The organism is Pseudomonas sp. TSRC2-2 (assembly GCF_049897785.1).
Classification (GTDB): domain Bacteria; phylum Pseudomonadota; class Gammaproteobacteria; order Pseudomonadales; family Pseudomonadaceae; genus Aquipseudomonas.
In genome coordinates, this window is the sequence record NZ_JAFCWZ010000004.1 from 369589 (window position 1) to 390446 (window position 20858).

The 20858-nt window shown below is 59.4% G+C and carries 24 protein-coding genes and 1 pseudogene; 14 read left to right on the forward strand and 11 right to left on the reverse strand.

What is annotated here, in order from left to right; genetic code table 11:
- Positions 1 to 23 precede the first annotated feature (23 nt).
- Positions 24 to 542 (forward strand): carboxymuconolactone decarboxylase family protein, encoded by a 519-nt coding sequence (locus ACP7D9_RS10425; RefSeq protein ID WP_426157210.1) that lies wholly within the window; start codon positions 24 to 26, stop codon positions 540 to 542.
- 187 nt (positions 543 to 729) lie between these two features.
- Complete coding sequence (locus ACP7D9_RS10430) at positions 730 to 2961, forward strand: response regulator (RefSeq protein ID WP_426157212.1); 2232 nt, start codon at positions 730 to 732, stop codon at positions 2959 to 2961.
- Here ACP7D9_RS10430 and ACP7D9_RS10435 read toward each other — a convergent pair.
- Entirely contained in the window at positions 2929 to 4374 is a 1446-nt protein-coding gene (locus ACP7D9_RS10435; protein WP_426157214.1) for a SulP family inorganic anion transporter, read from the reverse strand. The genes ACP7D9_RS10430 and ACP7D9_RS10435 overlap by 33 nt on opposite strands.
- Positions 4375 to 4575: 201 nt before the next feature.
- Between ACP7D9_RS10435 and ACP7D9_RS10440 the strand changes: the two genes are divergently transcribed.
- Positions 4576 to 5121: a hypothetical protein gene (locus ACP7D9_RS10440; RefSeq protein ID WP_426157216.1), complete on the forward strand. Its 546-nt coding sequence runs from the start codon at positions 4576 to 4578 to the stop codon at positions 5119 to 5121.
- Between the two features lie 39 nt (positions 5122 to 5160).
- Here ACP7D9_RS10440 and ACP7D9_RS10445 read toward each other — a convergent pair whose 3' ends face one another.
- From ACP7D9_RS10445 to ggt, 4 genes are all read right to left on the reverse strand, one after another.
- Positions 5161 to 5796 carry a hypothetical protein gene (locus ACP7D9_RS10445; RefSeq protein WP_101162615.1) on the reverse strand — a complete coding sequence of 212 codons (636 nt, stop codon included), beginning with the start codon at positions 5794 to 5796 and terminating at the stop codon, positions 5161 to 5163.
- Between the two features lie 134 nt (positions 5797 to 5930).
- Complete coding sequence (locus tag ACP7D9_RS10450; protein WP_426157218.1) at positions 5931 to 7031, reverse strand: lysozyme inhibitor LprI family protein; 1101 nt, start codon at positions 7029 to 7031, stop codon at positions 5931 to 5933.
- Positions 7032 to 7049: 18 nt separating this feature from the next.
- Positions 7050 to 7583 (reverse strand): cysteine hydrolase family protein, encoded by a 534-nt coding sequence (locus ACP7D9_RS10455; protein WP_397478327.1) that lies wholly within the window; start codon positions 7581 to 7583, stop codon positions 7050 to 7052.
- Between the two features lie 66 nt (positions 7584 to 7649).
- Positions 7650 to 9377 (reverse strand): gamma-glutamyltransferase, encoded by a 1728-nt coding sequence (gene ggt / locus ACP7D9_RS10460; RefSeq protein ID WP_313002935.1) that lies wholly within the window; start codon positions 9375 to 9377, stop codon positions 7650 to 7652.
- A 150-nt stretch (positions 9378 to 9527) separates the two neighbouring features.
- Here ggt and ACP7D9_RS10465 point away from each other — a divergent pair, with 150 nt between their 5' ends.
- The gene (locus ACP7D9_RS10465; RefSeq protein ID WP_101162619.1) at positions 9528 to 10043 is read left to right on the forward strand and encodes a methylated-DNA--[protein]-cysteine S-methyltransferase; all 516 of its coding nucleotides are present in this window, start codon (positions 9528 to 9530) and stop codon (positions 10041 to 10043) included.
- 71 nt (positions 10044 to 10114) lie between these two features.
- Here the strand turns inward: ACP7D9_RS10465 and ACP7D9_RS10470 are convergent, their stop codons facing one another.
- The 3 genes and pseudogenes from ACP7D9_RS10470 to ACP7D9_RS10480 all read right to left on the reverse strand — a co-directional run bounded on the left by ACP7D9_RS10470 (position 10115) and on the right by ACP7D9_RS10480 (position 11330).
- Positions 10115 to 10702, reverse strand: coding sequence for an NUDIX domain-containing protein (locus ACP7D9_RS10470; protein ID WP_101162620.1), 588 nt, complete (start codon positions 10700 to 10702; stop codon positions 10115 to 10117).
- A gap of 99 nt (positions 10703 to 10801) precedes the next feature.
- Positions 10802 to 10876 (reverse strand): annotated as a pseudogene (locus ACP7D9_RS10475) (chitin-binding protein); the annotation flags it as partial.
- 16 nt (positions 10877 to 10892) lie between these two features.
- Positions 10893 to 11330 carry a hemerythrin domain-containing protein gene (locus ACP7D9_RS10480; protein ID WP_426157222.1) on the reverse strand — a complete coding sequence of 146 codons (438 nt, stop codon included), beginning with the start codon at positions 11328 to 11330 and terminating at the stop codon, positions 10893 to 10895.
- A 151-nt stretch (positions 11331 to 11481) separates the two neighbouring features.
- On the opposite strand from ACP7D9_RS10480, the gene ACP7D9_RS10485 reads away from it, so the two are divergent.
- On the forward strand, positions 11482 to 11907 hold the full coding sequence (locus tag ACP7D9_RS10485) for a GNAT family N-acetyltransferase (RefSeq protein ID WP_313002946.1): 426 nt from the start codon (positions 11482 to 11484) through the stop codon (positions 11905 to 11907).
- A gap of 103 nt (positions 11908 to 12010) precedes the next feature.
- Here ACP7D9_RS10485 and ACP7D9_RS10490 read toward each other — a convergent pair whose 3' ends face one another.
- Positions 12011 to 12361 carry a hypothetical protein gene (locus tag ACP7D9_RS10490; RefSeq protein WP_426157225.1) on the reverse strand — a complete coding sequence of 117 codons (351 nt, stop codon included), beginning with the start codon at positions 12359 to 12361 and terminating at the stop codon, positions 12011 to 12013.
- Positions 12362 to 12494: 133 nt separating this feature from the next.
- Between ACP7D9_RS10490 and ACP7D9_RS10495 the strand changes: the two genes are divergently transcribed.
- From ACP7D9_RS10495 to ACP7D9_RS10525, 7 genes are all read left to right on the forward strand, one after another.
- Positions 12495 to 12827 carry a DUF6388 family protein gene (locus tag ACP7D9_RS10495; protein WP_101162624.1) on the forward strand — a complete coding sequence of 111 codons (333 nt, stop codon included), beginning with the start codon at positions 12495 to 12497 and terminating at the stop codon, positions 12825 to 12827.
- Between the two features lie 161 nt (positions 12828 to 12988).
- Positions 12989 to 13381, forward strand: coding sequence for a sulfurtransferase complex subunit TusD (gene tusD / locus ACP7D9_RS10500; RefSeq protein ID WP_313002958.1), 393 nt, complete (start codon positions 12989 to 12991; stop codon positions 13379 to 13381).
- Position 13382: 1 nt separating this feature from the next.
- Complete coding sequence (gene tusC / locus ACP7D9_RS10505) at positions 13383 to 13739, forward strand: sulfurtransferase complex subunit TusC (protein ID WP_101162625.1); 357 nt, start codon at positions 13383 to 13385, stop codon at positions 13737 to 13739.
- A complete protein-coding gene (gene tusB / locus ACP7D9_RS10510) occupies positions 13739 to 14032 on the forward strand; it encodes a sulfurtransferase complex subunit TusB (RefSeq protein WP_101162626.1) in 294 nt (97 codons plus the stop codon). Before tusC ends, tusB begins: the two co-directional genes overlap by 1 nt.
- Positions 14029 to 14364, forward strand: a complete 336-nt coding sequence (locus ACP7D9_RS10515; RefSeq protein ID WP_313002969.1) for a TusE/DsrC/DsvC family sulfur relay protein — start codon at positions 14029 to 14031, stop codon at positions 14362 to 14364. The genes tusB and ACP7D9_RS10515 overlap by 4 nt, the downstream gene beginning before the upstream one ends.
- Positions 14361 to 15362, forward strand: coding sequence for a glycosyl transferase family protein (locus ACP7D9_RS10520; protein ID WP_101162628.1), 1002 nt, complete (start codon positions 14361 to 14363; stop codon positions 15360 to 15362). The genes ACP7D9_RS10515 and ACP7D9_RS10520 overlap by 4 nt, the downstream gene beginning before the upstream one ends.
- Before the next feature lie 92 nt (positions 15363 to 15454).
- A complete protein-coding gene (locus ACP7D9_RS10525) occupies positions 15455 to 16456 on the forward strand; it encodes a glutathione S-transferase family protein (RefSeq protein ID WP_426157229.1) in 1002 nt (333 codons plus the stop codon).
- Between the two features lie 114 nt (positions 16457 to 16570).
- Here ACP7D9_RS10525 and ACP7D9_RS10530 read toward each other — a convergent pair whose 3' ends face one another.
- Complete coding sequence (locus ACP7D9_RS10530; protein WP_426157231.1) at positions 16571 to 17656, reverse strand: hypothetical protein; 1086 nt, start codon at positions 17654 to 17656, stop codon at positions 16571 to 16573.
- A gap of 480 nt (positions 17657 to 18136) precedes the next feature.
- Here ACP7D9_RS10530 and ACP7D9_RS10535 point away from each other — a divergent pair, with 480 nt between their 5' ends.
- Positions 18137 to 18418, forward strand: coding sequence for a hypothetical protein (locus ACP7D9_RS10535; RefSeq protein ID WP_313002985.1), 282 nt, complete (start codon positions 18137 to 18139; stop codon positions 18416 to 18418).
- A 44-nt stretch (positions 18419 to 18462) separates the two neighbouring features.
- On the opposite strand, the gene ACP7D9_RS10540 is transcribed toward ACP7D9_RS10535, so the two are convergent.
- The gene (locus tag ACP7D9_RS10540) at positions 18463 to 18669 is read right to left on the reverse strand and encodes a hypothetical protein (RefSeq protein WP_016775135.1); all 207 of its coding nucleotides are present in this window, start codon (positions 18667 to 18669) and stop codon (positions 18463 to 18465) included.
- Between the two features lie 245 nt (positions 18670 to 18914).
- Here ACP7D9_RS10540 and ACP7D9_RS10545 point away from each other — a divergent pair, with 245 nt between their 5' ends.
- Positions 18915 to 20669: an L-lactate permease gene (locus tag ACP7D9_RS10545; RefSeq protein WP_426157234.1), complete on the forward strand. Its 1755-nt coding sequence runs from the start codon at positions 18915 to 18917 to the stop codon at positions 20667 to 20669.
- Positions 20670 to 20858: the final 189 nt, after the last annotated feature.

Sequence of the window (20858 nt, forward strand, 5' to 3'; positions counted from 1 at the left end):
CAGCGCAACTGAGGAGAATCATCATGAGCCGCATCCCTGCAATCAGCCTCGACACCGCCACCGATGTCACCCGTCCTGCACTGGAAGGCGTGAAGAAAAAAATCGGTTTCCTGCCCAACGTCTTCACCACCCTCGCCCAGGCACCGGTGGCACTCGACACTTATCTGCAAGCTTCGGCCATCCTCGGCAAGACCTCACTGAACGCAAAGGAAAAAGAAGCGATTTACCTCGCCACTTCGCAGGTCAACGGTTGCGACTACTGCCTGTCCGCACACACTGTATTTGCCGACAAGGCCGGGCTTTCGGCACAGGACATCGTTGCGGCACGTCACGGCGAACTGAATGCCTACGCCGCCCTGGCCCGTCAATTGACCGAAACCCGCGGGCACTTGAGCGACGAACAACTCGCTGCTGCCCGTGGCGCTGGTATCGATGACCGCAAGATCATAGAAGTGATTGCCTTGGTGGCCTTACAGACGCTGACCAACTACCTGAACAACACCGCACTCACCGATATCGACTTCCCGGCAATCGATGCCTGAGCAGTGGTTCAAAAAACCGTGATAAATCCGCTGGCGCAAGAGCAGGCTTTTGCGCCAGCCATCGGTTTTGCTGCCATGATGGCCGTCCAGAGAATCTGCTGCGCAAACAAGTGCCTGGTGTGCTGAAACCAAACACCCTGCGCGAAGGTCTCTGTCTCAGACAGACGCCCGGAAAAACACGAACCTCATGACAGACTGGTTGCAAGACAACGGCGAGATGGCCGGGCAGATCCGCCGTCACGACTGGGCGAATTCGCCCCTCGGCCCGTTGCAAGACTGGCCCGATGTACTCAAGACCACCGTCTCGCTCAGCCTCGCGTCTCATTTCCCTCAGGCGATCGTCTGGGGCCCGCAGTTGATCACCCTTTATAACGACGCCTTCGTGCCGATTCTCGGCGACAAGCCGCACGCCCTGGGGCGTCCGTTCAGCGATATATGGCAAGAGGCGTGGCACGAAATCAGTCCGATTGCCGACGCGGCGTACGCGGGCCAAGCCACTTACATCGAAAACTTCGCCTTGCAGATCGAGCGCGGCAATGGCTCGGAACAGGCGTTCTTTACCTTTTGCTATAGCCCTGTTCGTGATTCTCGAGGCCAAGTCGTCGGCATGATCGACACTGTCACCGAGACGACCCAGACGGTTTACCTGAACCGGCGACTGGCCGTCCTCGATGCGATTGGCAACGCAGTCACCAATGCCACCGATGCGCAGGCAATCCTGGCAGCAAGCACGCGGCTGATGGTTGAGCAACTGCGTCTGTCCAACTGCGCCTACGCCGACATGGACGCCGATGAAGATGGTTTTACCATTCGCGGCGACTATGCAGCGCCGGGTTCGCAAAGCATCGTCGGCCATTATCAGTTGCGCGATTTCGGTGAGAAGGCTGTGCGTCTGCTGCGCGCCGGTGAGCCGCTGGTTATCCACGACAATCGCAGCGAACTACCACCTGAAGAATCCGCCACGTTCCAGGCCATCGGCATCACCGCCACCATTTGTGTGCCGCTGATCAAACAAGGCCGCCTTACCGCATTAATGGCCATCCATGACAAAGAGCCGCGCATCTGGTCGAGCTTCGAACAGGCCCTGCTGAGTGAAGTCACCGAACGTTGCTGGGCGCACATCGAGCGGGTGCGGGCCGACGCCAACGTGCGCGAAGGCTTGCTCGCGCTGGCGGAACTCAATGCCACGCTGGAGCAACGAGTCGAGGAACGCAGCCTGCGTCTGGCTCAAGCCGAATCGGCGTTGCGCCAGTCACAAAAGCTCGAAGCCATCGGGCAGTTGACCGGCGGCGTCGCCCATGACTTCAACAATCTGCTGACGATCATTCGCTCGTCGGTGGATTTTCTGCGTCAGCCCAACCTGTCGCAGGAGCGGCGTGAGCGCTACATGCGTGCGGTTTCCGACACGGTCGAGCGTGCCTCCAAACTGACCAGCCAGTTGCTCGCCTTCGCTCGTCGCCAACCGCTCAATCCGCAAGTGGTCGATGCCGGGGAACGTCTGGCCAACATCGGCGAGATGCTCGAGTCGGTCACTGGCGCGCAGATTCATGTGTGCGTCGAGCGGCCGGATCATCCTTGCTACATCCGTGTCGACCTCAGCCAGTTTGAAACCGCGTTGATCAACATCGCGCTGAACGCTCGCGATGCCATGAATGGTCAGGGCGAATTGAAATTGCGCCTGGAGTGCCACAAACCACTGCCGTCGATTCGCGGCCACGCCGGTTCCAGCAGTCACTTTGTGTCGATTGCCTTGGCCGACACCGGCGCTGGCATCGACGCACACACCCTCGAACACATTTTCGAACCGTTCTTTACCACCAAAGCGGTCGGCAAGGGTACGGGCCTGGGGTTGTCGCAGGTATTCGGCTTCGCCAAGCAATCGGGCGGCAATGTCGATGTTTCCAGCGTGCTCGGCCAAGGCACCGAGTTCACCTTGTACTTGCCGCAGGTACCGGCGGGCGAGGCAGAAGTGGACGAGACAGAGGACGATGGCGAGGTGCAGCCGGCGTGCGAAAAGCGCCGGGTGCTGGTGGTCGAGGACAATTTGGACGTCGGCCGTTTCGCCAATCAGATCCTCCAGGATCTGGGCTACGAAACCGCATGGGCGACCAATGCCGAAGAAGCCCTGCAACTGGCGGGCAGCGATGCCATGGCGTTCGATGCGGTGTTTTCCGACGTGGTCATGCCGGGTATTACCGGTGTTGCTTTGGCCAAAGAGCTGCGCCAGCGCCGTCCCGATCTGCCGGTGATTCTGACCTCCGGCTACAGCGAAGAACTGGCGCGTAGCGGTTACGAAGGGTTTGAGTTTCTCGCCAAACCCTACTCCGCCGAACAGGTCTCACGCATTCTCGGCAAGACCTGGCTCAAGGACGCCACGCCAGCGGCGTCAGTCGTGATCAACGCCAGCGCGGTTGAGTAATTTCTTGCAGCGTTCCGACAGATGAAACACCTGTAAATGCTTGCCAGCCTTGGCGTAGCGTTCACGCAGGGTTTTCAACGCGGCAATTGCCGAATAATCGACAAAGCTCAGATGCCGGCAGTCGAGAATGACCCTGGCCGGGTCGTTGGCCGGGTCGAACTGGTTGAGAAACGGCGTGGTCGAGGCGAAAAACAGTGTGCCGTGCAGGCGATAGAGTTTGCTGCCATCGGCCTCCAGATGTTCATCGGCGTACAACTCGCGCGCTTGCTGCCAGGCGAAATTAAGCGCGGCGATGATGATCCCGCACAGCACCGCCGTGGCCAGATCGGTGAACACGGTGATGGTGGTCACGGCGATGATTACCAGGACGTCGTGCAGCGGCACCTTGTTGATCACCCGCAATGAAGCCCAGGCAAAGGTCTGCTGCGACACCACGAACATCACCCCCACCAGCGCGGCGAGCGGAATACGCTCGATCAGCGGTGACAGAAACAGAATGAACAACAGAATCAGCACACCGGCAACCACGCCGGACAACCGCCCGCGTCCGCCGGAGCTGAGGTTGATCACCGTCTGACCGATCATCGCGCAACCGCCCATGCCGCCGAACGCACCGGACACCATATTCGCCGCGCCAAGCGCCACGCACTCACGGTCCGGGTAACCACGGGTTTCGGTGATCTCGTCGGTCAGGTTCAGCGTCAGCAAGGTTTCGAGCAGACCGACCATCGCCATCAGGATCGCGTACGGGGCGATGATGCGCAGCGTTTCGAAACTCCACGGAATGTCCGGCACAGCGAAAGTCGGCAAACCGCCAGCGATGTGCGCCATGTCACCGAGGGTGCGGGTCGGCAGGCCGAACAGGTAGACCAGCAGGCCGACGCCAAGGATCGCTACCAGTGCCGGCGGCACCGCTTTGGTCAGGCGCGGCAGGAGGTAAACGATGGCCATGGTCAGCAGCACCAGCCCGGTCATCAGGTACAAAGGGGTACCGCTGAGCCAGTCTTCGCCGCTTTTGAAATGCTCCAGTTGCGCCAGAGCAATGATGATCGCCAGGCCGTTGACGAAACCGAGCATCACCGGATGCGGCACCATGCGCACCAGTTTGCCCAAGCGCAACAGCCCGAACGCCATCATGATCAGACCGCCGAGCAGCACCGTCGCCAGCAAATATTGCACGCCGTGTTGCACCACCAGCGCGACGATTACCACCGCCATCGAACCCGCCGCGCCGGAGACCATGCCCGGTCGACCGCCAAACAACGCCGTCAGCGTGCAAATAATGAAAGCGCCGTACAGGCCCATCAGCGGATTGAGATGCGCGACCAGGGCGAAGGCAATGCATTCGGGCAACAGGGCGAACGAGGTGGTGAGTCCGGCGAGGACATCGGCGCGCAGACGAATTGGTTTCATGGCTTACCTGATTGAGCGGCATCGAGCATGGCCGCTGTTTTCGCGAAAAAAGAGGGAGGCGAATGTTACGGAATTGTTTGGCCTCGGGCCAGTGAAACGCTGACGTGGATTGGCTCGCGCCAGAAATGGAAAACCCAGTTGCTCAATGATGGCACTCTGCCCATAATTCGCGCCCCTTTATGTTCTGTGCAAGGTATTGCCGTGAAGAAGTCTCTGCTGTTGATCCCGATGCTGGCGCTGCTGCTGCAAGGTTGTGGCATGACCATGACTCGCTACGAGCCGAGCTATGAAAATGTTCAGAAGCTCAAGCAGACCCCGCCGCTGCACGCTATCGGCCATCCGCAGGTCACCGCCGAATCAGGCGAAGGCTCGCTGGTGGTTCGCGCCAACCCGGTCCGCTCGCCGTCCGGCAGCATCCCGGCGCACATTCAGGACGCCATCACTGAAGAACTGCGCAAGGCCGGTCTGCTCGACCCCCAGGCTGAGCGCCAATTGAAGGTTCTCGTGGTGAAAAACAACCTGTCCGCCGGTATGGGCACAGGTGACGGCCAGCTCGCTGCACGCTTCACGCTGCTCAACGGCAGTGATGTGGTGTATGACGCGACCAAAGATGTCAGCAGCCAGTGGAGCAGCAGCTTCTTCGGTTTCATTGCGATCCCGAACGCGGTCAATGCCTACAACCCGATGCTGCGTGATCTGCTCAAAGAACTGTACAGCGACCCGAAATTCATTCAGGCGCTGAAATAACTCAAAAAAAAAAGAGCCGCGATTGCGGCTCTTTTTGTTTCACGCCCGGGGAATACCGGCGTCCAGCGCCGAGTACTTCAGGTTGTTGTTATCAACCATTTGTTTGAGCAGCGCATTGACCTGACGGGTGAAGGTGTCGTTCACGGCGTCTTTCGGCGTGTTGGCCATCAGCGGAATGAACCAGATGCCGATCCACGTACCGATGGCGTCGTGGTTGCTCGCCGTCGTTACAGCCTGACCCTGCCCATCCAGCGCTTCCAGGCTCAGGGTGTACTGATCGCTGCCATAGGCCGGGATGATCATCATGCTGAAACCACTGATGAAGGCCAGCACCATGGAACCGGCATTCGGCGGATGGTTGTACATTTTCAGGCGCAGGCTGTAGTCGCCCGGCTGTTTCTGGAATTCATCCAGCGTGACCCGACCAAACAGGCCGGAGTCGGTAAGAATTTTCTGCAGCTGTGGTTTCAGTTGGTCGCGCGCTTGCGGCACTTCTACAGCAGACGCACTTTTTGGCTCGCCCTGGTAGAAGTCGAAATCGACATAAACGTTTGGCTTGTTGGCGTAGTTGGCCATCGACGGCAGGGTTACCGGCGCCACTTCGTCTTTGGTGAAGCTGGCACAACCACCCAGCGCAAGAACCAGCCCCAGCGCCAGTATTTTCCCGAATTGCATGATGTCCGTCCCTTAAAGAAATACCAGATGATGGCAATGCGCCTCCATCGCAGAAGCGGGCGAATTCTAGAGACAGCAATTGATAATGGAAAGACTGAACGGGAAAAATAGTTAGTGCGAAGATTCCAGTCTGGTCAGGGCATGAATTCCAGTTCCAGCGTTTGATTGCTTTTGAAGCGCTCGTACCAGGCTTGCAGAACGTCAGGGAGCTGCCGCTTCCACTGCTTCGCATTGGTGTAGTAACGAAGATGCTCCTTGCCCTGGTCATCGTAGCTTTTGAAGATCAACCAGACTTGCGCGTCGGCCGTACTCATCAGGATGCCGATACCACCGAGGCCGCGCATCCACATTTCTGAAACCTGAGCATCAGGCACATCTTTTGAGGCCTCGCCGACCTGCAAGGAGCCGGACGTCTCGACCAGTTTTTGGTAGTCGGTCCTGAGCAGCGAACGCAGTGCCTGATCTTCTGCGGGGGTGCGGGCCAGGCCCAGGCTGAGCAGGTCGTAGTTCAGCTGCAGCGTTTGTACGGAGGCGACATACCGGCCGGCGTAATAAACGCCCATGCCACCGCCGCAATCGAAATCGGCACCGGTTTGCGTGACGCTCAGTACGCCATTGATTGGCGTGAAGGTGAGTGTGCAGGCGTCCCTGGCGTAAACGGCTGTTCCATCCTTGAGTATGGCAACGCCGGTCAGGTCCCCGGAATTGGCGCCCTCGCCTGCTGAAATATCGATGTCGATATGCGTGGCATCTCGACGTTGGGTGACGAGCGTCGCCGAGGTCGAGGTGCCGGGCGGGATCAGTTGCCAGGTAGCGTCCCAACTGAACGGCTTGACCGCATGTTCGAGTTCGGTGACGCGCATCAGGTATTCGCGACGCAGACACGCACTCAGGCCGCCGCAGGCGTTGCGGTTTTTCAGCCACTGGCGTTGATCGGTTTTGAGAATTTGGGGATCGGCAACATTGCCCAGCGTGATCCGCCATTGGTCGGCGAGTTTATCGTCCAGCCTGGAGAGATAGGGATCCGCGCAGATGGCTTTTTCGGTTTTGCTGGCGGCGCTGCTGCAATCGAAACTGGTGGCGTGGGCAGAACATGCGAATACGAGAGATGTCAGCGCCACGGCGTGACGCAGGGAAACGGCGAACATCGGGAGATTCCATTCTTGAGACGGCGGCAAGTATGCCAGTACGCTCGGCCCAAATCTCAGGTGTTCCTGGATTTGGGCCGACCCCAATCCTTGTCGGCGTGCGTATCAGAAGGTGATGTCGGCAGCGGGTTTGACGTCGACTCGCGCCACGGAGCCAGTGAGCGCCGCGAAATCCTTGTTGTGTTGGGCAATGATGTCTTCGGCGCTCATGGTGCCGTTATCGACTGTCGAATGTGCATCTCCTGCAACAACGACGTCGTAGCCCAGCTCATGCGCGCTGCGCACGGTGGCATTGACGCAATAATCGGTTTGCAGACCGCAGATGATCAGCCGCTCAAAATCTTCGCTGGGCAGCAGCTTGCCGAGATCGGTCTGGTAGAAAGAATTCCCGGTGGTTTTATTTACCCGCAAGTCTGTCGTCGAAGTCAGCAGACCTTTGGCCAATTGCCAACCGTCAGCGCCGCGCACGAATGGACCGTCCTGTTCTTCGTGTTGTATCAGCACCACCGGAACGCCGGCATCGCGGGCGCGCTGGCTCAGATCATTGATCGTGGCGATCACGCGGGCGATTTCAAAGCATTCATATTCACCAGCACACAGTGCTTGCTGGACGTCGATGATCAGTAACGCGGTGGTCATGTCGAGCCTTCCTTGATCAATCCTTGAGAATCGGGCGGGCTTGAGCCCGCCCCTTTTTTACTCCGCTCAGTAACCCAATGACAAGCCAGTGTTGCGCCGTGGATCATTGGCGCCGTAGAAGCGGTTCTTGCCAACCGGTTTGCCACCCAGTGACGGCGCGCCGACCAGAATCGCGGCAATGTGGTTGGGATCCTGCGGTCCGGCAAACTTGTGGCCCCAGCTTTCCAGGATCTTTTTCGTATCCGGGCTGGCGGCAAAATCCTCCAGGTTGGTTTCTTCCGGCATCCACTGCTGATGGAAGCGTGGCGCGTCGACCGCTTCCTGCAGGCCCATGCCGTAATCGATGACGTTAAGCATGGTCAGCAAGGTCGCGGTGATGATCCGGCTGCCACCCGGCGTGCCGACCACCATCACCACTTTGCCGTCCCTGGTGACGATGGTCGGACTCATCGACGACAGCGGCGCCTTGCCTGGCGCGATGGCATTCGCTTCACCCTGAACCAGCCCGTACATGTTCGGCACGCCGACCTTGGAGGTGAAGTCGTCCATTTCGTCGTTGAGAATCACCCCGGTCTTGCTCGCCATAACGCCCGCGCCGAACCAGTCGTTGAGGGTGTAGGTGACCGAAACGGCATTGCCCCACTTGTCGACGATCGAATAATGCGTGGTGTTGCTGCCCTCATGGGGCGCCACACCGGGTTTGAGTTCGGCCGATACGCCGGCCTTTTGCGGCTGGATGGCGTCGCGTAGTTTGGTCGCGTAATTCTTGTCCAGCAGATGCTCGATCGGATTCTTCACGAAATCCGGATCGCCGAGATAGCTGTTGCGATCAACATACGCATGGCGCATGGCTTCGATCTGATAATGCATACCCTGAGCGGAATGGAAGCCCAGGTCTTTCATTGGATAACCTTCGAGAATATTCATGATCTGGCAGATCACCACCCCGCCGGAGCTTGGCGGTGGCGCCGAGACCACGTGGTAGCCGCGATAATCGCACTCCACCGGAGCCAGTTCGCGAGTCTTGTATTTGTCGAGGTCAGCCTGAGTGATGATGCCTTTGTTCGCCTGGCTGGACGTGACGATGGCATCGGCAACCCAGCCTTTGTAGAAGCCGTCGGCGCCCTTGTCGGAAATCGTCCGCAGGGTTTTCGCCAGATCCTTTTGCACCAGTTTCTGCCCGACCTGCATCGGCTCGCCGTTGCTGAGGAAGATCGAGCCCGAGTCGCGCATGTCCTTTTTGAACACATCCGTCGCGTATTCCAACAGTTCGACATCGCCCTGCTGCAGCTCGAACCCGTCTTCAGCCAGTTTGATTGCCGGGGCAATCATCTCCTTGCGCTGTTTGGTGCCGTATTTGCTCAGGGCCAGCTCCATACCGGACACGGTGCCCGGTACGCCGACCGCCAGGTGACCGCGCGTGCTCAGGTCTGGAATGACGTTACCTTCTTTGTCCAGGTACATGTTGGCGGTTGCTGCCAAAGGCGCTTTCTCGCGGAAGTCGAGGAAGGTCTTGCGCCCGTCCGCCAGCTGAATGGTCATGAAACCGCCACCGCCAAGGTTGCCCGCAGCCGGATAGACCACTGCCAGCGCATAGCCCACGGCCACGGCTGCATCCACGGCATTGCCGCCGCTCTTCAACACATCGACACCCACGTGGGTCGCCAGATGTTGCGCGGTGACCACCATGCCGTTTTGCGCCGCAACCGGCGCCACTGACGCCGCGTGAGCCATGAGACAGCTGAGCGCCAGGGTGGTCGCAATGAGCGATCTGGCCAAAGGTTCGTACTTCATGAGTCGATCTCTTTTTTTGTTGTTGGGGGCTGCGCCAAACGCAGGCAACGCTTCAGGAGCAACAAGCAGTATGGTCGGCTTTGCGTATCGCGCCTCCCCGTTCAGCCAGTATGCTGAGCCACGTCATCGCCTTGAGCCGGAGTCGCCGTCATGTCTTACACGTTCATCACCTTGCCCTCGCCCGTGGGTGAGTTGAAGCTGGTCGCGAACGGCAGTCGACTCGCGGCCATCCTCTGGGAAAACGACAGACCGAATCGGGTAAGGCTCGGCCCGCTGAGCGAAGCGCCGGACAGTGCGATCCTGTTGCGGACCGCGCGCCAGCTTGAAGAGTATTTCGCCGGGACACGGAATCGCTTCGATCTCGAGCTGGACTTTGTCGGCAGCGAATTTCAGAAAAAAGTCTGGGCCGCCCTTCTGACGATTCCGTTTGGCGAGACACGCACCTACAGCCAGATCGCCTTGCAGATTGGCCATCCGGCGGCGGTTCGAGCGGTCGGCGCCGCAAACGGGCGCAACCCGATTTCCATTGTTGCGCCGTGCCATAGAGTGATCGGCGCTTCGGGAAAACTCACCGGGTTTGCCGGAGGGCTTGAAGCCAAAGAACGCTTGCTGATACTTGAAGGCGGCCGGTGGGCGCAGATCGGTAAAACCGGCGATCTTTTCTAGGCAGAAAGATCAAAAGATCGCAGCCTTCGGCAGCTCCCACATGAAAATGCGTTAAAGCCTGCGATCTTTCATCAACCGAACAGGTTATTCATCGCCGCGTATTGCAACAGCATGATGGTCTTGGCATCGCAGATTTCGCCGCGCTGAAACGCTGCCAGCGCCTCATCGAATCTCCATTCGAGCACTTCCAGTTCTTCGGTTTCCTCTTCCAGGCCGCCACCGTCGCTGACCTTGGAGGCGGCATCGTATTCGGCGATAAAGAAGTGCAACTTTTCGGTCACCGAACCGGGGCTCATGTACGCCTCGAATACTTTCTTCACGTCGTGCACGCGGTAACCGGTTTCCTCCTCGGCTTCGTCACGAATGCGCTGTTCAGGTGCGGCACCTTCCAACAGTCCCGCCGCCACTTCGATCAGCAGTCCATCGTGGCCGTTGACGAACACCGGCAAGCGGAATTGGCGGGTCAATACCACCGTGCGCTTTTCGCGGTTGAACAGCAGAATCGCCGCGCCGTTGCCCCGGTCGTAGACCTCACGGGTCTGGCGTTGCCACTCGCCGTTGTTGCGGTGGTAATCAAAAGTGATTTTCTTCAGCAGATACCAATCGTGGGACAACACCTGAGTGTCGACGATGTTGACCCGTGCGGCTGTGTTGGACATCGCGTCTGATCCTGTCTTCATGGGTGGACCGCCATGGTCGAACAAATGCACCGACAAAAAAAGCCCGGCAGCGCTACGGGGCAGGTTCAGTCGCCGCTGTTACTGGAAGTCGACGTCGAAGGCCTGGTAAAACGCGTTGCCGGTGTTGGCGACGATCCACATCAGCACATGACGTGCTGCCCTTGGCCGATCAAGACAATTGCTCCTGATACTCCTTTTCGTACTGTCCGGCGAGCTGTGTTTTCTGTTTGTCGTCGAGCAGCTTGCCGGCCATCTGGAAGAACTTGTGCTCTTCTTCTTCGAGGTGGTGATGAACCTTGTCCGAAAGTTTTTTCGCTGTGGCCAGCCAGGCCGGACTGGACATTTCCGTCTCGTCGAGTTCTTCCATCATCTCGTCCATTTCGTGGTGCTCGGCGATGGCGTGGCGGCTCAGATCAACGCCTTCGTCGATTTCCATCAACGGGATGTAGAAGTGCCGCTCTTCGGCGGTTTCATGCGCTTGCAGTTCTGCTTTGAGCTGCTTGTAGGCCTCGACCCGCTCAGGGCTGTCACCGCTGGTCGCGATCAGAGCTTTGGCGTAAGTGCGCTGGCGCTCGTGGCTTTCGCGCAGGGCTTCAAAAATATTCACGGGATTTCCTCATCAATCGCGCTCAGGGCAAGACGCGATAAAGCCTAGACCCCAGCGCTTGATCGACGGTTCCGCTTGTTTGGTCGAAGGGCTTGGAGGCGCTTGCCAGGACGCGTTAGGCTGGCGGTCCGATTACACAAGGAAGTCATGCATGAATTTGCGTATCGAGTTGACGCAGAACCCTACCGAGGAACAGCGGCAGGCCATTCTGCAGCCGCTGATCGAGTACAACGATGCACAAACCGGCGGCTCGAAATCCGAGCCGTTCGCCTTGATGGTCAAAGACGAAAATGGCGCGATATTGGGCGGCTTGTATGGACGAATGATTTTTCGCTGGATGTTCATCGAACTGCTGTCAGTGCCGGAACAGTGTCGCGGACAGGGGATCGGCTCGAAATTGATGGCTCAAGCGCAAGCCCTGGCCAAGGAAAAGAATTGCTACGGCCTCTGGCTCGACACCTTCGATTTTCAGGCGCCGGAATTTTACAAGAAGCTGGGTTTCAGCCAGTTTGGGGAAATCGTTGATTACCCACCAGGGCACAAGCGGCACTACTTTCAGAAGCGCCTGATCGATTGAATGTGCCGCCGTCTTCGCGAGCAAGCTCGTTCCCACAAGTCGAACTTCGTTCCAATGTGGGAGCGAGCCTCCTGTCGAGAATACTGGCCATTTCGACGCAAAATCAGAGGCAGGTCGCCATCGCGGCCATCCGCCGCATCGCGACGAAATCATTTTGCTGCGCGTAATAATTCAACGTCGTGCCCGACGCTTCGGTGATCACATCGACAAACGACTCCGCCGAACGCGTGTAAACCGTCGTGCCGCCAGACTTGCGCGGTTCCAGATAGGCTGCCGCGTCGACGCCGAACACCGCTTCGTCCTGCCAGGCAAATTGCACACAGCGGGCGACGTCTTTTTCGGGTTTGTCGGAGGTCAGGACCTTGTCAGGGCTCTTGGTGCGAGCATCGTTCATCACCGAACCGGCGCACCCGGCCAACAAGGCCGCCGCCAGCGCTACCATCAGCATTCGCATTGCATTTGCTCATCGTGAAAAAAGCGGACTGTAGCACCGCAACGCGGCAAATCGTTCTGCTTTACTGTTTTTATGCGCGACACGCGCGAGCAGCTGCGGCACCCTACCGTCATCCGTCACACAAGGAAATTACATGGCGCCTAGCGACCAGCGGCATGAACAGGCTCTGAAACTGTTTCTCGAGGCGCGACCCGAATTGCGTGAAACCCTCGATCATCTCAACCCGCTGCTGGCCCAGGCCAAGGGCGAAACCCAGGCGCAGTATCGCGAAGAGCGCTTGCACGAAGCATTTGAGGCTGAGGCGGAAAGCCAAGGATTGTTTGCCTGGGAGCTGACGCTGCAGCTAACCGCTGAATCGCCAGAGGACTATCAGGCGCAACGGCTTGAGGTGCATCGGGAAGTCGCGGAAATGGCGGGGATGGACTGGATCGAGTATTGCGATCTCTACGGCATTACTCCGAATTGATGCAGGAGCTGCCGAAGGCTGCGATCTTTTGATTTTGCTCTTCAAGATCAAAAGATCGCAGCCTTCGGCAGCTCCAACAAAGGTATCTGCGTGAAACCCGGGTTTCGCGGCTGGCGTAATAAAGCTTTATCATGGCCGCAGTTTCGCTGATCGAGTCCACCATGAAGTTCGCCATTGCGCTGTTTTCTGCTGCCCATGCGCCCTCCTCGCGCCGGGCCCTGCTGTTCGCCCAGGCCGTGCTGGCCGGCGGGCACGAGATTGTCCGGCTGTTCTTCTATCAGGACGGCATATTCAATGCCTCCGATGCGGTGGTGACACCGCAGGATGAGCTGGACCTGCCCAAACAATGGCGCGCCTTTATCAACGAAAAGCAACTTGATGGCGTGGTCTGCATCGCCGCTGCTCTGCGCCGTGGCGTGTTGAATGAAGAGGAAGCCAAGCGTTACCAGCGTGAAGCGATTTCGCTGAGCGCGCCGTGGGAATTGTCCGGCCTTGGTCAGTTGCACGACGCCGTGCAGGACGCTGACCGTCTCATCTGCTTCGGAGGCGCGTGACATGGCCAAATCGCTTTTGATCATCAGCCGCCAATCGCCCTGGTCCGGCCCAGGCGCGCGGGAAGCGCTGGATATCGTGCTGGCCGGTGGCGCGTTCGATCTGCCGCTTGGCGTGCTGTTTCTCGATGACGGCGTGCTGCAACTGGCCGCCGGGCAAAACGCCAAAGCCTTGCAGCAAAAAGACCTCAGCGCCAATCTGCAGGCGCTGCCGATGTTTGGTGTCGAAGAGCTGTACTATTGCGCGCAAAGCGCCATTGCGCGCGGCCTCGGCAAGGTGTCGCTGGACGAAGCGCAGCCGCTTGCCATTGAACAAATCACCGCCCTTATTGACCGTTACGACCAGGTGATCACCCTCTGATGTCGACTTTGCATGTGTTGTCTCATTCCCCGTTCGGCGACGATCGCCTGAGCAGTTGCCTGCGCTTGCTCGGCAGCGCCGATGCTGTGTTGTTGTCCGGTGATGCGGTGTATGCGCTGCAGCCGGAGACAGCCCCGTTCGAAGCCCTGCAAGAGCGACCCATCAACCTGTTTGTGTTGATTGAAGACGCACAAGCACGTGCGATTGCGGTTCCGGACTGGGCCAAAGCCGTCGACTACCCGGCCTTCGTCGAGCTGTCGATCCATCATGACAAGGTCAACAGCTGGCTATGAATTCTCTGACCGTCGGCGCCCGCGCCATCGAACTGGACAAGGACGGTTTTCTCGTCGACCTCAGCGATTGGTCGACTGAAGTCGCCGCCGCCCTCGCCGCCGCCGAAGATATCGAGTTGACCCCCGAACACTGGGAAGTCCTCGAGCTGCTGCGCAGCTTCTACAGCGAATTCCAGCTGTCCCCTGCCACGCGCCCGCTGATCAGGTACACCGCGCTGAAACTCGGCGCGGACAAAGGCAACAGTCTGCACCTCAACCGACTGTTCAAAGGCACCCCTGCCAAACTCGCCGCGAAACTGGCGGGCCTGCCCAAACCGACGAATTGCCTATGAACGACTTCCCAGCATTGACCCTCGAAACGCCCGCCGAGCACCCGTTCGCGCAATTCGTGCGCATTCTCGGCAAAGGCAAGCGCGGCGCCCGCGACCTGACGCGGGAGGAAGCCCGCCAGGCCATGGGCATGGTGCTTGACGATCAGGTTGAAGACACCCAGCTCGGTGCTTTCCTGATGTTGCTGCGGCACAAGGAAGAAAGCGCCGAGGAAATGGCCGGGTTCACCCAAGCCCTGCGCGAACGCTTGCAGGCGCCGGCATTGAATGTCGATCTGGACTGGCCGACCTACGCTGGCAAAAAGCGCCATCTGCCGTGGTACCTGCTGGCGGCGAAATGCCTGGCGCAGAACGGCGTGCGCATCTTCATGCATGGCGGCGGCGCACACACGGCCGGACGCCTGTACAGCGAACAACTGCTGGGCGAACTGAATATCCCTTTGTGCCGCACCTGGCAGCAGGTCGGCGCGGCGCTGGACAACGGTGCACTGGCCTTTATGCCGCTGATGGACTGGGCGCCGCCGTTGCAGAAGATGATCGATCTGCGCAATACCCTGGGCCTGCGCTCGCCGATTCACTCGCTGGCGCGAATCCTCAATCCGCTCGGTGCACGTTGTGGCCTGCAGAGCATTTTCCATCCGGGCTACCAGGCGGTGCATCGCGATGCGAGCGGCTTGCTCGGCGACACGGCCATTGTGGTCAAGGGCGATGGCGGTGAAATCGAGATCAACCCTGACGCCACCAGCCATCTGTATGGCACCAGCGGCGGCCAGAGCTGGGATGAAGAATGGCCACAACTGTCAGCGCAACGTCACGTCAAACCCGCCTCGCTGGACATCGAACACTTGAAAGCGGTTTGGCGAGGCGACGTGGTCGACAGTTATCCGCACATGGCCCTGATTGCGACCATGGCCCTCGCCCTGCGCGGCCTCGGTCAACAGCGTGAAGAGGCGTTTGCAACCGCCGAGCAGTATTGGGCGACACGCAACACATCGATCTAACCGATGATTAGCGCCCGATCTTTGCGCTTTTTGTTCGAACTCACAGGAATAGACTCGACTCCAACGAATATTGGTTTTCAGGAGTCTTGATCATGGGTTTACTTGTCGACGGCCACTGGCAGGACAAGTGGTACGAAAGCAGCAAGGACGGCGCATTCCAGCGCGAACAAGCGCAACGCCGCAACTGGGTAACCGCCGACGGCCAGCCCGGCCCCAGCGGTGACGGCGGTTTCGCTGCCGAAGCCGGGCGCTATCACCTCTACGTCTCCCTCGCCTGCCCCTGGGCACACCGCACGCTCATCGTGCGCAAACTCAAAGGCCTGGAAAGCCTGATTGACGTTTCGGTCGTCAGCTGGCTGATGCTGGAAAATGGCTGGACCTTCGACAAGGCGCTCGGCTCGACAGGCGATAAACTCGATGGCTTCGATTTCATGCACCAGCGCTACACCGCTGATACCCCTGACTACACCGGGCGTGTGACGGTACCGGTGCTGTGGGACAAACAGCTCAAGCGCATCGTCAGTAATGAATCGGCGGAAATCATCCGCATGTTCAACAGCGCCTTCGACGGCCTCACCGGCAATGACCTGGACTTCTACCCCGCGCCGCTACGCAACGAGATCGATGCACTGAACGAGCGGATCTATCCGGCAGTGAACAACGGTGTCTACCGCGCCGGGTTCGCTACGTCGCAGCAGGCCTACGAGCAGGCATTCGACGAAGTATTCGCTGAGCTGGACCATCTGGAACAGTTGCTCGGCGCCAATCGCTACCTGAGCGGCGAATACCTGACCGAAGCCGATGTGCGTCTGTTCACCACCATGATTCGCTTCGACGCGGTGTACCACGGGCACTTCAAGTGCAACCTGCGGCGCATTGCCGATTACCCGAACCTGTCCAATTGGCTGCGCGAGCTGTATCAATGGTCGGGGATTGCCGAGACGGTGGATTTGCAGCACATCAAACATCACTACTACGGCAGCCACAAAACCATCAACCCGACCGGGGTGGTGCCGAAGGGCCCGCAGCAGAATTTCACCGTGGCGCATGACCGGTCGCGGTTGAGCGGCAAAGGCGTCTGGCGTCAACGTTGATTGCTCGACTTGGCGCTCCAGGCTCTGTGGCAAGCGCTGCGACTGCACGCTGCCACAGGAGTCGGTACAGGAAGCGTTTTCAAACCGCCGAAATCATCCGCTGGCCGTCAAACTTCATCGGGCCTGCAGGAGGAGGGGTTCGATCTGCTGACTGGGCGATTGCGGTGGACGCCATTGCGCACCATCTGCCCCAAGCCCGACCGGCGGCTCCTCATGTGCACCCAAACTGCCCTCGACCTGCCCGGCCATGTGCAACGTGCCCGCCATCACCCCCGTAGTCGGATTCTGCAGCAACTTCAGCCAGGCCTTGTCGAACGTGTTGCCAAGGCTGCTGCGGATCAGCGCTTCGCTGTCGGGGCGATCGTTGGCCTGGATGATGGCGCGAATGCCGGCCACGCCAACCGAAATCATTGCTCCGGCCAGTTTGCCCGCCGCTGCCGCCACTGCACTGGCGGCGCCGCGCGGGGCCATTTCCGCTTCGATGCGCTGGCTGGCGCGTTTGGCCACCGGCGCCATCGCCGCGTCGGTGGAGGAAATGCCTTTGGTGCCGCCGTCGGTGTGGATCTTGTCGATCAGCGCGGCGTACGCCGGCAGAGTGTTCAGCGGTTCGGTGCTGATCACCTTGAACAGCGAAGCATCCCGTGCAGGCGGTGGGCCTAGGGCAATGGCAGGGATTTTCTGCAAGCGTGCGTTGAGCTGCGCAATCGGCACGCCATGACGCTGAGCGATGAGCGGCATCTGTTGCGCCATCAACTGCGCGTAAAACGCCGTGGCCTGAGCCAGGATCGCGTCCGGGTCAACCTCCACTGCGACCGGTGCGAGGACCTTTTCCTGATATTGCTCAAGCAGATACGCCGCCAGCCGTTTCGCCGAAGCGTCCTGCTCGCCGCCGGCGCTGATCGTGTACCAACTGACCTTCATCGACAGCCATTCCTGGGTCCAGTAGCTGCTGAACCAGGGGATGAAATTTTCTTCAGTTTGCTGATAGATCCGAGTGCGCCAATGTTCCATCGAGCCACGGGCAAACAACTTCACCTGGTCGGTGGCTTGCTGCGAAGCGCTGAGAATTTCGCGGTCGATCTGCTGCCAGGTGTGCGCCGACACCACCACGGCTCGCGGCGCAGTTACCGGCGCCCGGGCCGAGGTGGAGCAGCCGGCAAACAGAAACAGTGCGGCGACGACCAGCGCGCGCGGGTTCACGGTGGTGGTGTCCTTTGGCTTGGGGAGGTGCAGATTTGAGTATAGGTGCGAGGCTTGTGGCTGCTTGGCTGATGTTAGTGGAGAACCCCGCGAACCAATGTGGGAGCGGGCTTGCTCGCGAAAGCGTCTTGCCAGTCGCCATCGATGTTGACTGCTCTGCCGCTTTCGCGAGCAAGCCCGCTCCCACAGGTTTTTCGGCATGGCTGTGGATTGGTGGCGTGCCAGGACCGGCTGGTTTGGAGGTTGCCAAGGCTCTGAGGAGTGTCAGCTATCGACTGTGGGAGCGGGCTTGCTCGCGAAAGCGGTGCGTCAGTCACCCCATGTATCGACTGAGATACCGTTCGCGAGCAAGCCCGCTCTAAAAGGGAATCCCGTTCATCATCACTGTCGTCGATATCCACCATCGCCACGATTGCCTTCCGCCCCTCCCTCGCCAAAGGCACGATTAGCTCATCCGACACACAACCAGGCGTTTACATCATGGTCCACACCCAAGTCACCCTCTCCGTGAGTTTCCCGGTGTTCGGCAGCAACTACTATCAACAGCACGTCGTGCCGCGCAAGGCTCAGGCGCTGGTGTTCAACGAAGACTTCGACGATCTGCTGATGCCCGCCGCAAGCAATCATTTCAGCAATGAAGTGGTCGGCCTCAACGATCAGTTCCGCTTTCTGAGCGACATACTCGCCACCCATTTGCTCGGTCACGAGGCCTCGGTGCCTGCGCGATCCCGCGTCCAGGCGAACGCTCGTTTTTTCAACTGATGCACAGAGGGCGTTCCGTTAGCGGCAACGCCCTCTTCATTCATTCAGTCATCATCGCGATCGCGGTGATAACGACGGCCATCGCGGCGGTCGTCATCGCGGTCGTCCCAGCGCCGGTCATGGTCGTAATAGCGGCCATGGTCGCGGTCGTAATGCCGGCCATGCCGATGATCATCATCGAAATCCGCAATACAGCCGCTGAGCAATACGGCGGCGGTCACAGTGAGCAGCATGGTTGTCGCTTGCTTCATTCAACACTTCCCTAAAACCCAAGGTCTTGACGACGGAAAATAGCCACGCTGCCCGCGTCTTCGGACGCAGTGCGCGCAGCCGCAAATACGACCGGGCAAAAGCACGTTGATTCACTGGCCACTATTGACCGTTTGTCGGCTTGTTCGTCGCAGCCGAACAGCGGCGTAACGCCACCTATACTGCTTGCAACCAACCCCCATGCAATGGATCTGCACCCTCAAATAACAACAAGCAGAGGTGGACCATGGTCTGGCAGCAAATCTATGACCCGTTCGGCAATCCGGTGCTTTCCACGCTGATGGCTGCGGTGCCGGTGGTGGTAATGCTTGCGGCGCTGGCGTTCTTTCACGTCAAGGCGCATCTGGCGGCGCTGCTGGCGCTGGCGTCCGCCCTGCTGATTTCGATCTTCGCCTTCGACATGCCGGCGGGCATGGCCGGCTCGGCGGCGTTGTTCGGTGCGGCGAATGGCTTGCTGCCGATCGGCTGGATCGTCCTCAACATCATCTTTCTGCATCGCCTGACCACCGAGAACGGCTCGTTCAAAGTGCTGCAGGATTCCCTCGCGCGCATCACCGACGATCGACGATTGCAACTGCTGCTGATCGCCTTCTGCTTTGGTGCGTTCTTTGAAGGCGCGGCGGGTTTCGGCACTCCGGTGGCGGTGACTGGCGCGATCCTGATCGGCCTCGGTTTCTCGCCATTGGCCGCATCGGGCCTGGCCCTGATCGCCAACACTGCGCCGGTGGCTTTCGGCGCCCTGGGCACACCGATCATTACCCTCGCCAAAGTCACCGGGCTGGACGAGATGGAGCTGTCGATGATGGTCGGTCGGCAGCTGCCGTTCTTCTCGGTGCTGGTGCCGTTCTGGTTGATCTGGGCCTTCGCCGGATGGCGCAAGATGCTCGAAGTGTGGCCGGCGATTCTGGTGGCCGGGGTCAGTTTCGCCATTCCGCAATTTCTCGTGTCGAACTACCACGGGCCGATGCTGGTGGACGTGATCGCCGCGCTGATTTCCATGGCCTGCCTGACGCTGTTCCTGAAAGTGTGGAAACCGGCGACCATCCACACCTCGGCAGCGCTGTCCGGGCGCGTCGACAACTCGAAAGTCGATGAAGAAACAGTCACCGCCAGTGACGCCTTCAGCGATCAGGCGCGCCCGGCCGTGATGCGCGCGTGGATGCCCTGGATCATTCTCACGCTATTCGTGTTCGCCTGGGGCACGCAGGGCTTCAAGAACATGTTCGACACGCGCCCGGTGATTGACCCGGTTACGCAATCGGCCAAGCTCGACCCGCAAGGCAAACCCGTGCGCGAGGCCAACCCGATCTTCGCCCCGGCAGTGACCTTCACCAACCTGCACCTGCAGATCGAGAAGGTGCCGCCAGTGGTTGCGGCGCCGAAAGCCGAGGAAGCGATTTACAAATTCACCTGGCTGACCGCCACCGGCAGCGGGATCCTGCTGGCGGCGATTGTTGGCGGTTTGCTGATGGGTTATTCGATCCCGCAATTGATCAAGCAATACCTGCGCACGCTGTGGGTGGTGCGGTTTTCGTTGATCACGATTGCGGCGATGCTGGCGCTGGGCTTTCTCACGCGTTATTCGGGACTCGACGCGACGATGGGCCTGGCCTTTGCGGCGACGGGGATTTTCTATCCGATGTTCGGCACGCTGCTCGGCTGGCTGGGGGTGGCGCTGACCGGCTCGGACACCGCTTCGAACGTGCTGTTTGGCGGCTTGCAACGGGTGACCTCGGAACAACTTGGTATCAGCCCGGTGCTGATGGCGGCGGCGAACAGTTCCGGTGGGGTGATGGGCAAAATGGTCGATGCGCAGTCGATCGTCGTCGCTTCCACTGCGACCCGTTGGTACGGGCATGAGGGCGAGATCCTGCGTTACGTGTTCTTCCACTCGATCGTGCTGGCGATCCTGGTCGGCGGGCTGGTGACGTTGCAGGCGTATGTCGCGCCGTTTACCTCGATGGTGGTGGGTTCACATTAGTCAGATAGACCCATTCCCTGTGGGAGAGCTTGCTCGCGAAGACATACGCTCAGTCAATGAAGAAGTTGAATGTGCCGGCCTCTTCGCGAGCAGGCTCGCTCCCACAGGTCTATTGATGAGCTGAGCACATAACTCTTTAGCGCAAATCCGACAAAACCTTTTCCCCTCTTCGGCGGTCACTCCTTTTAC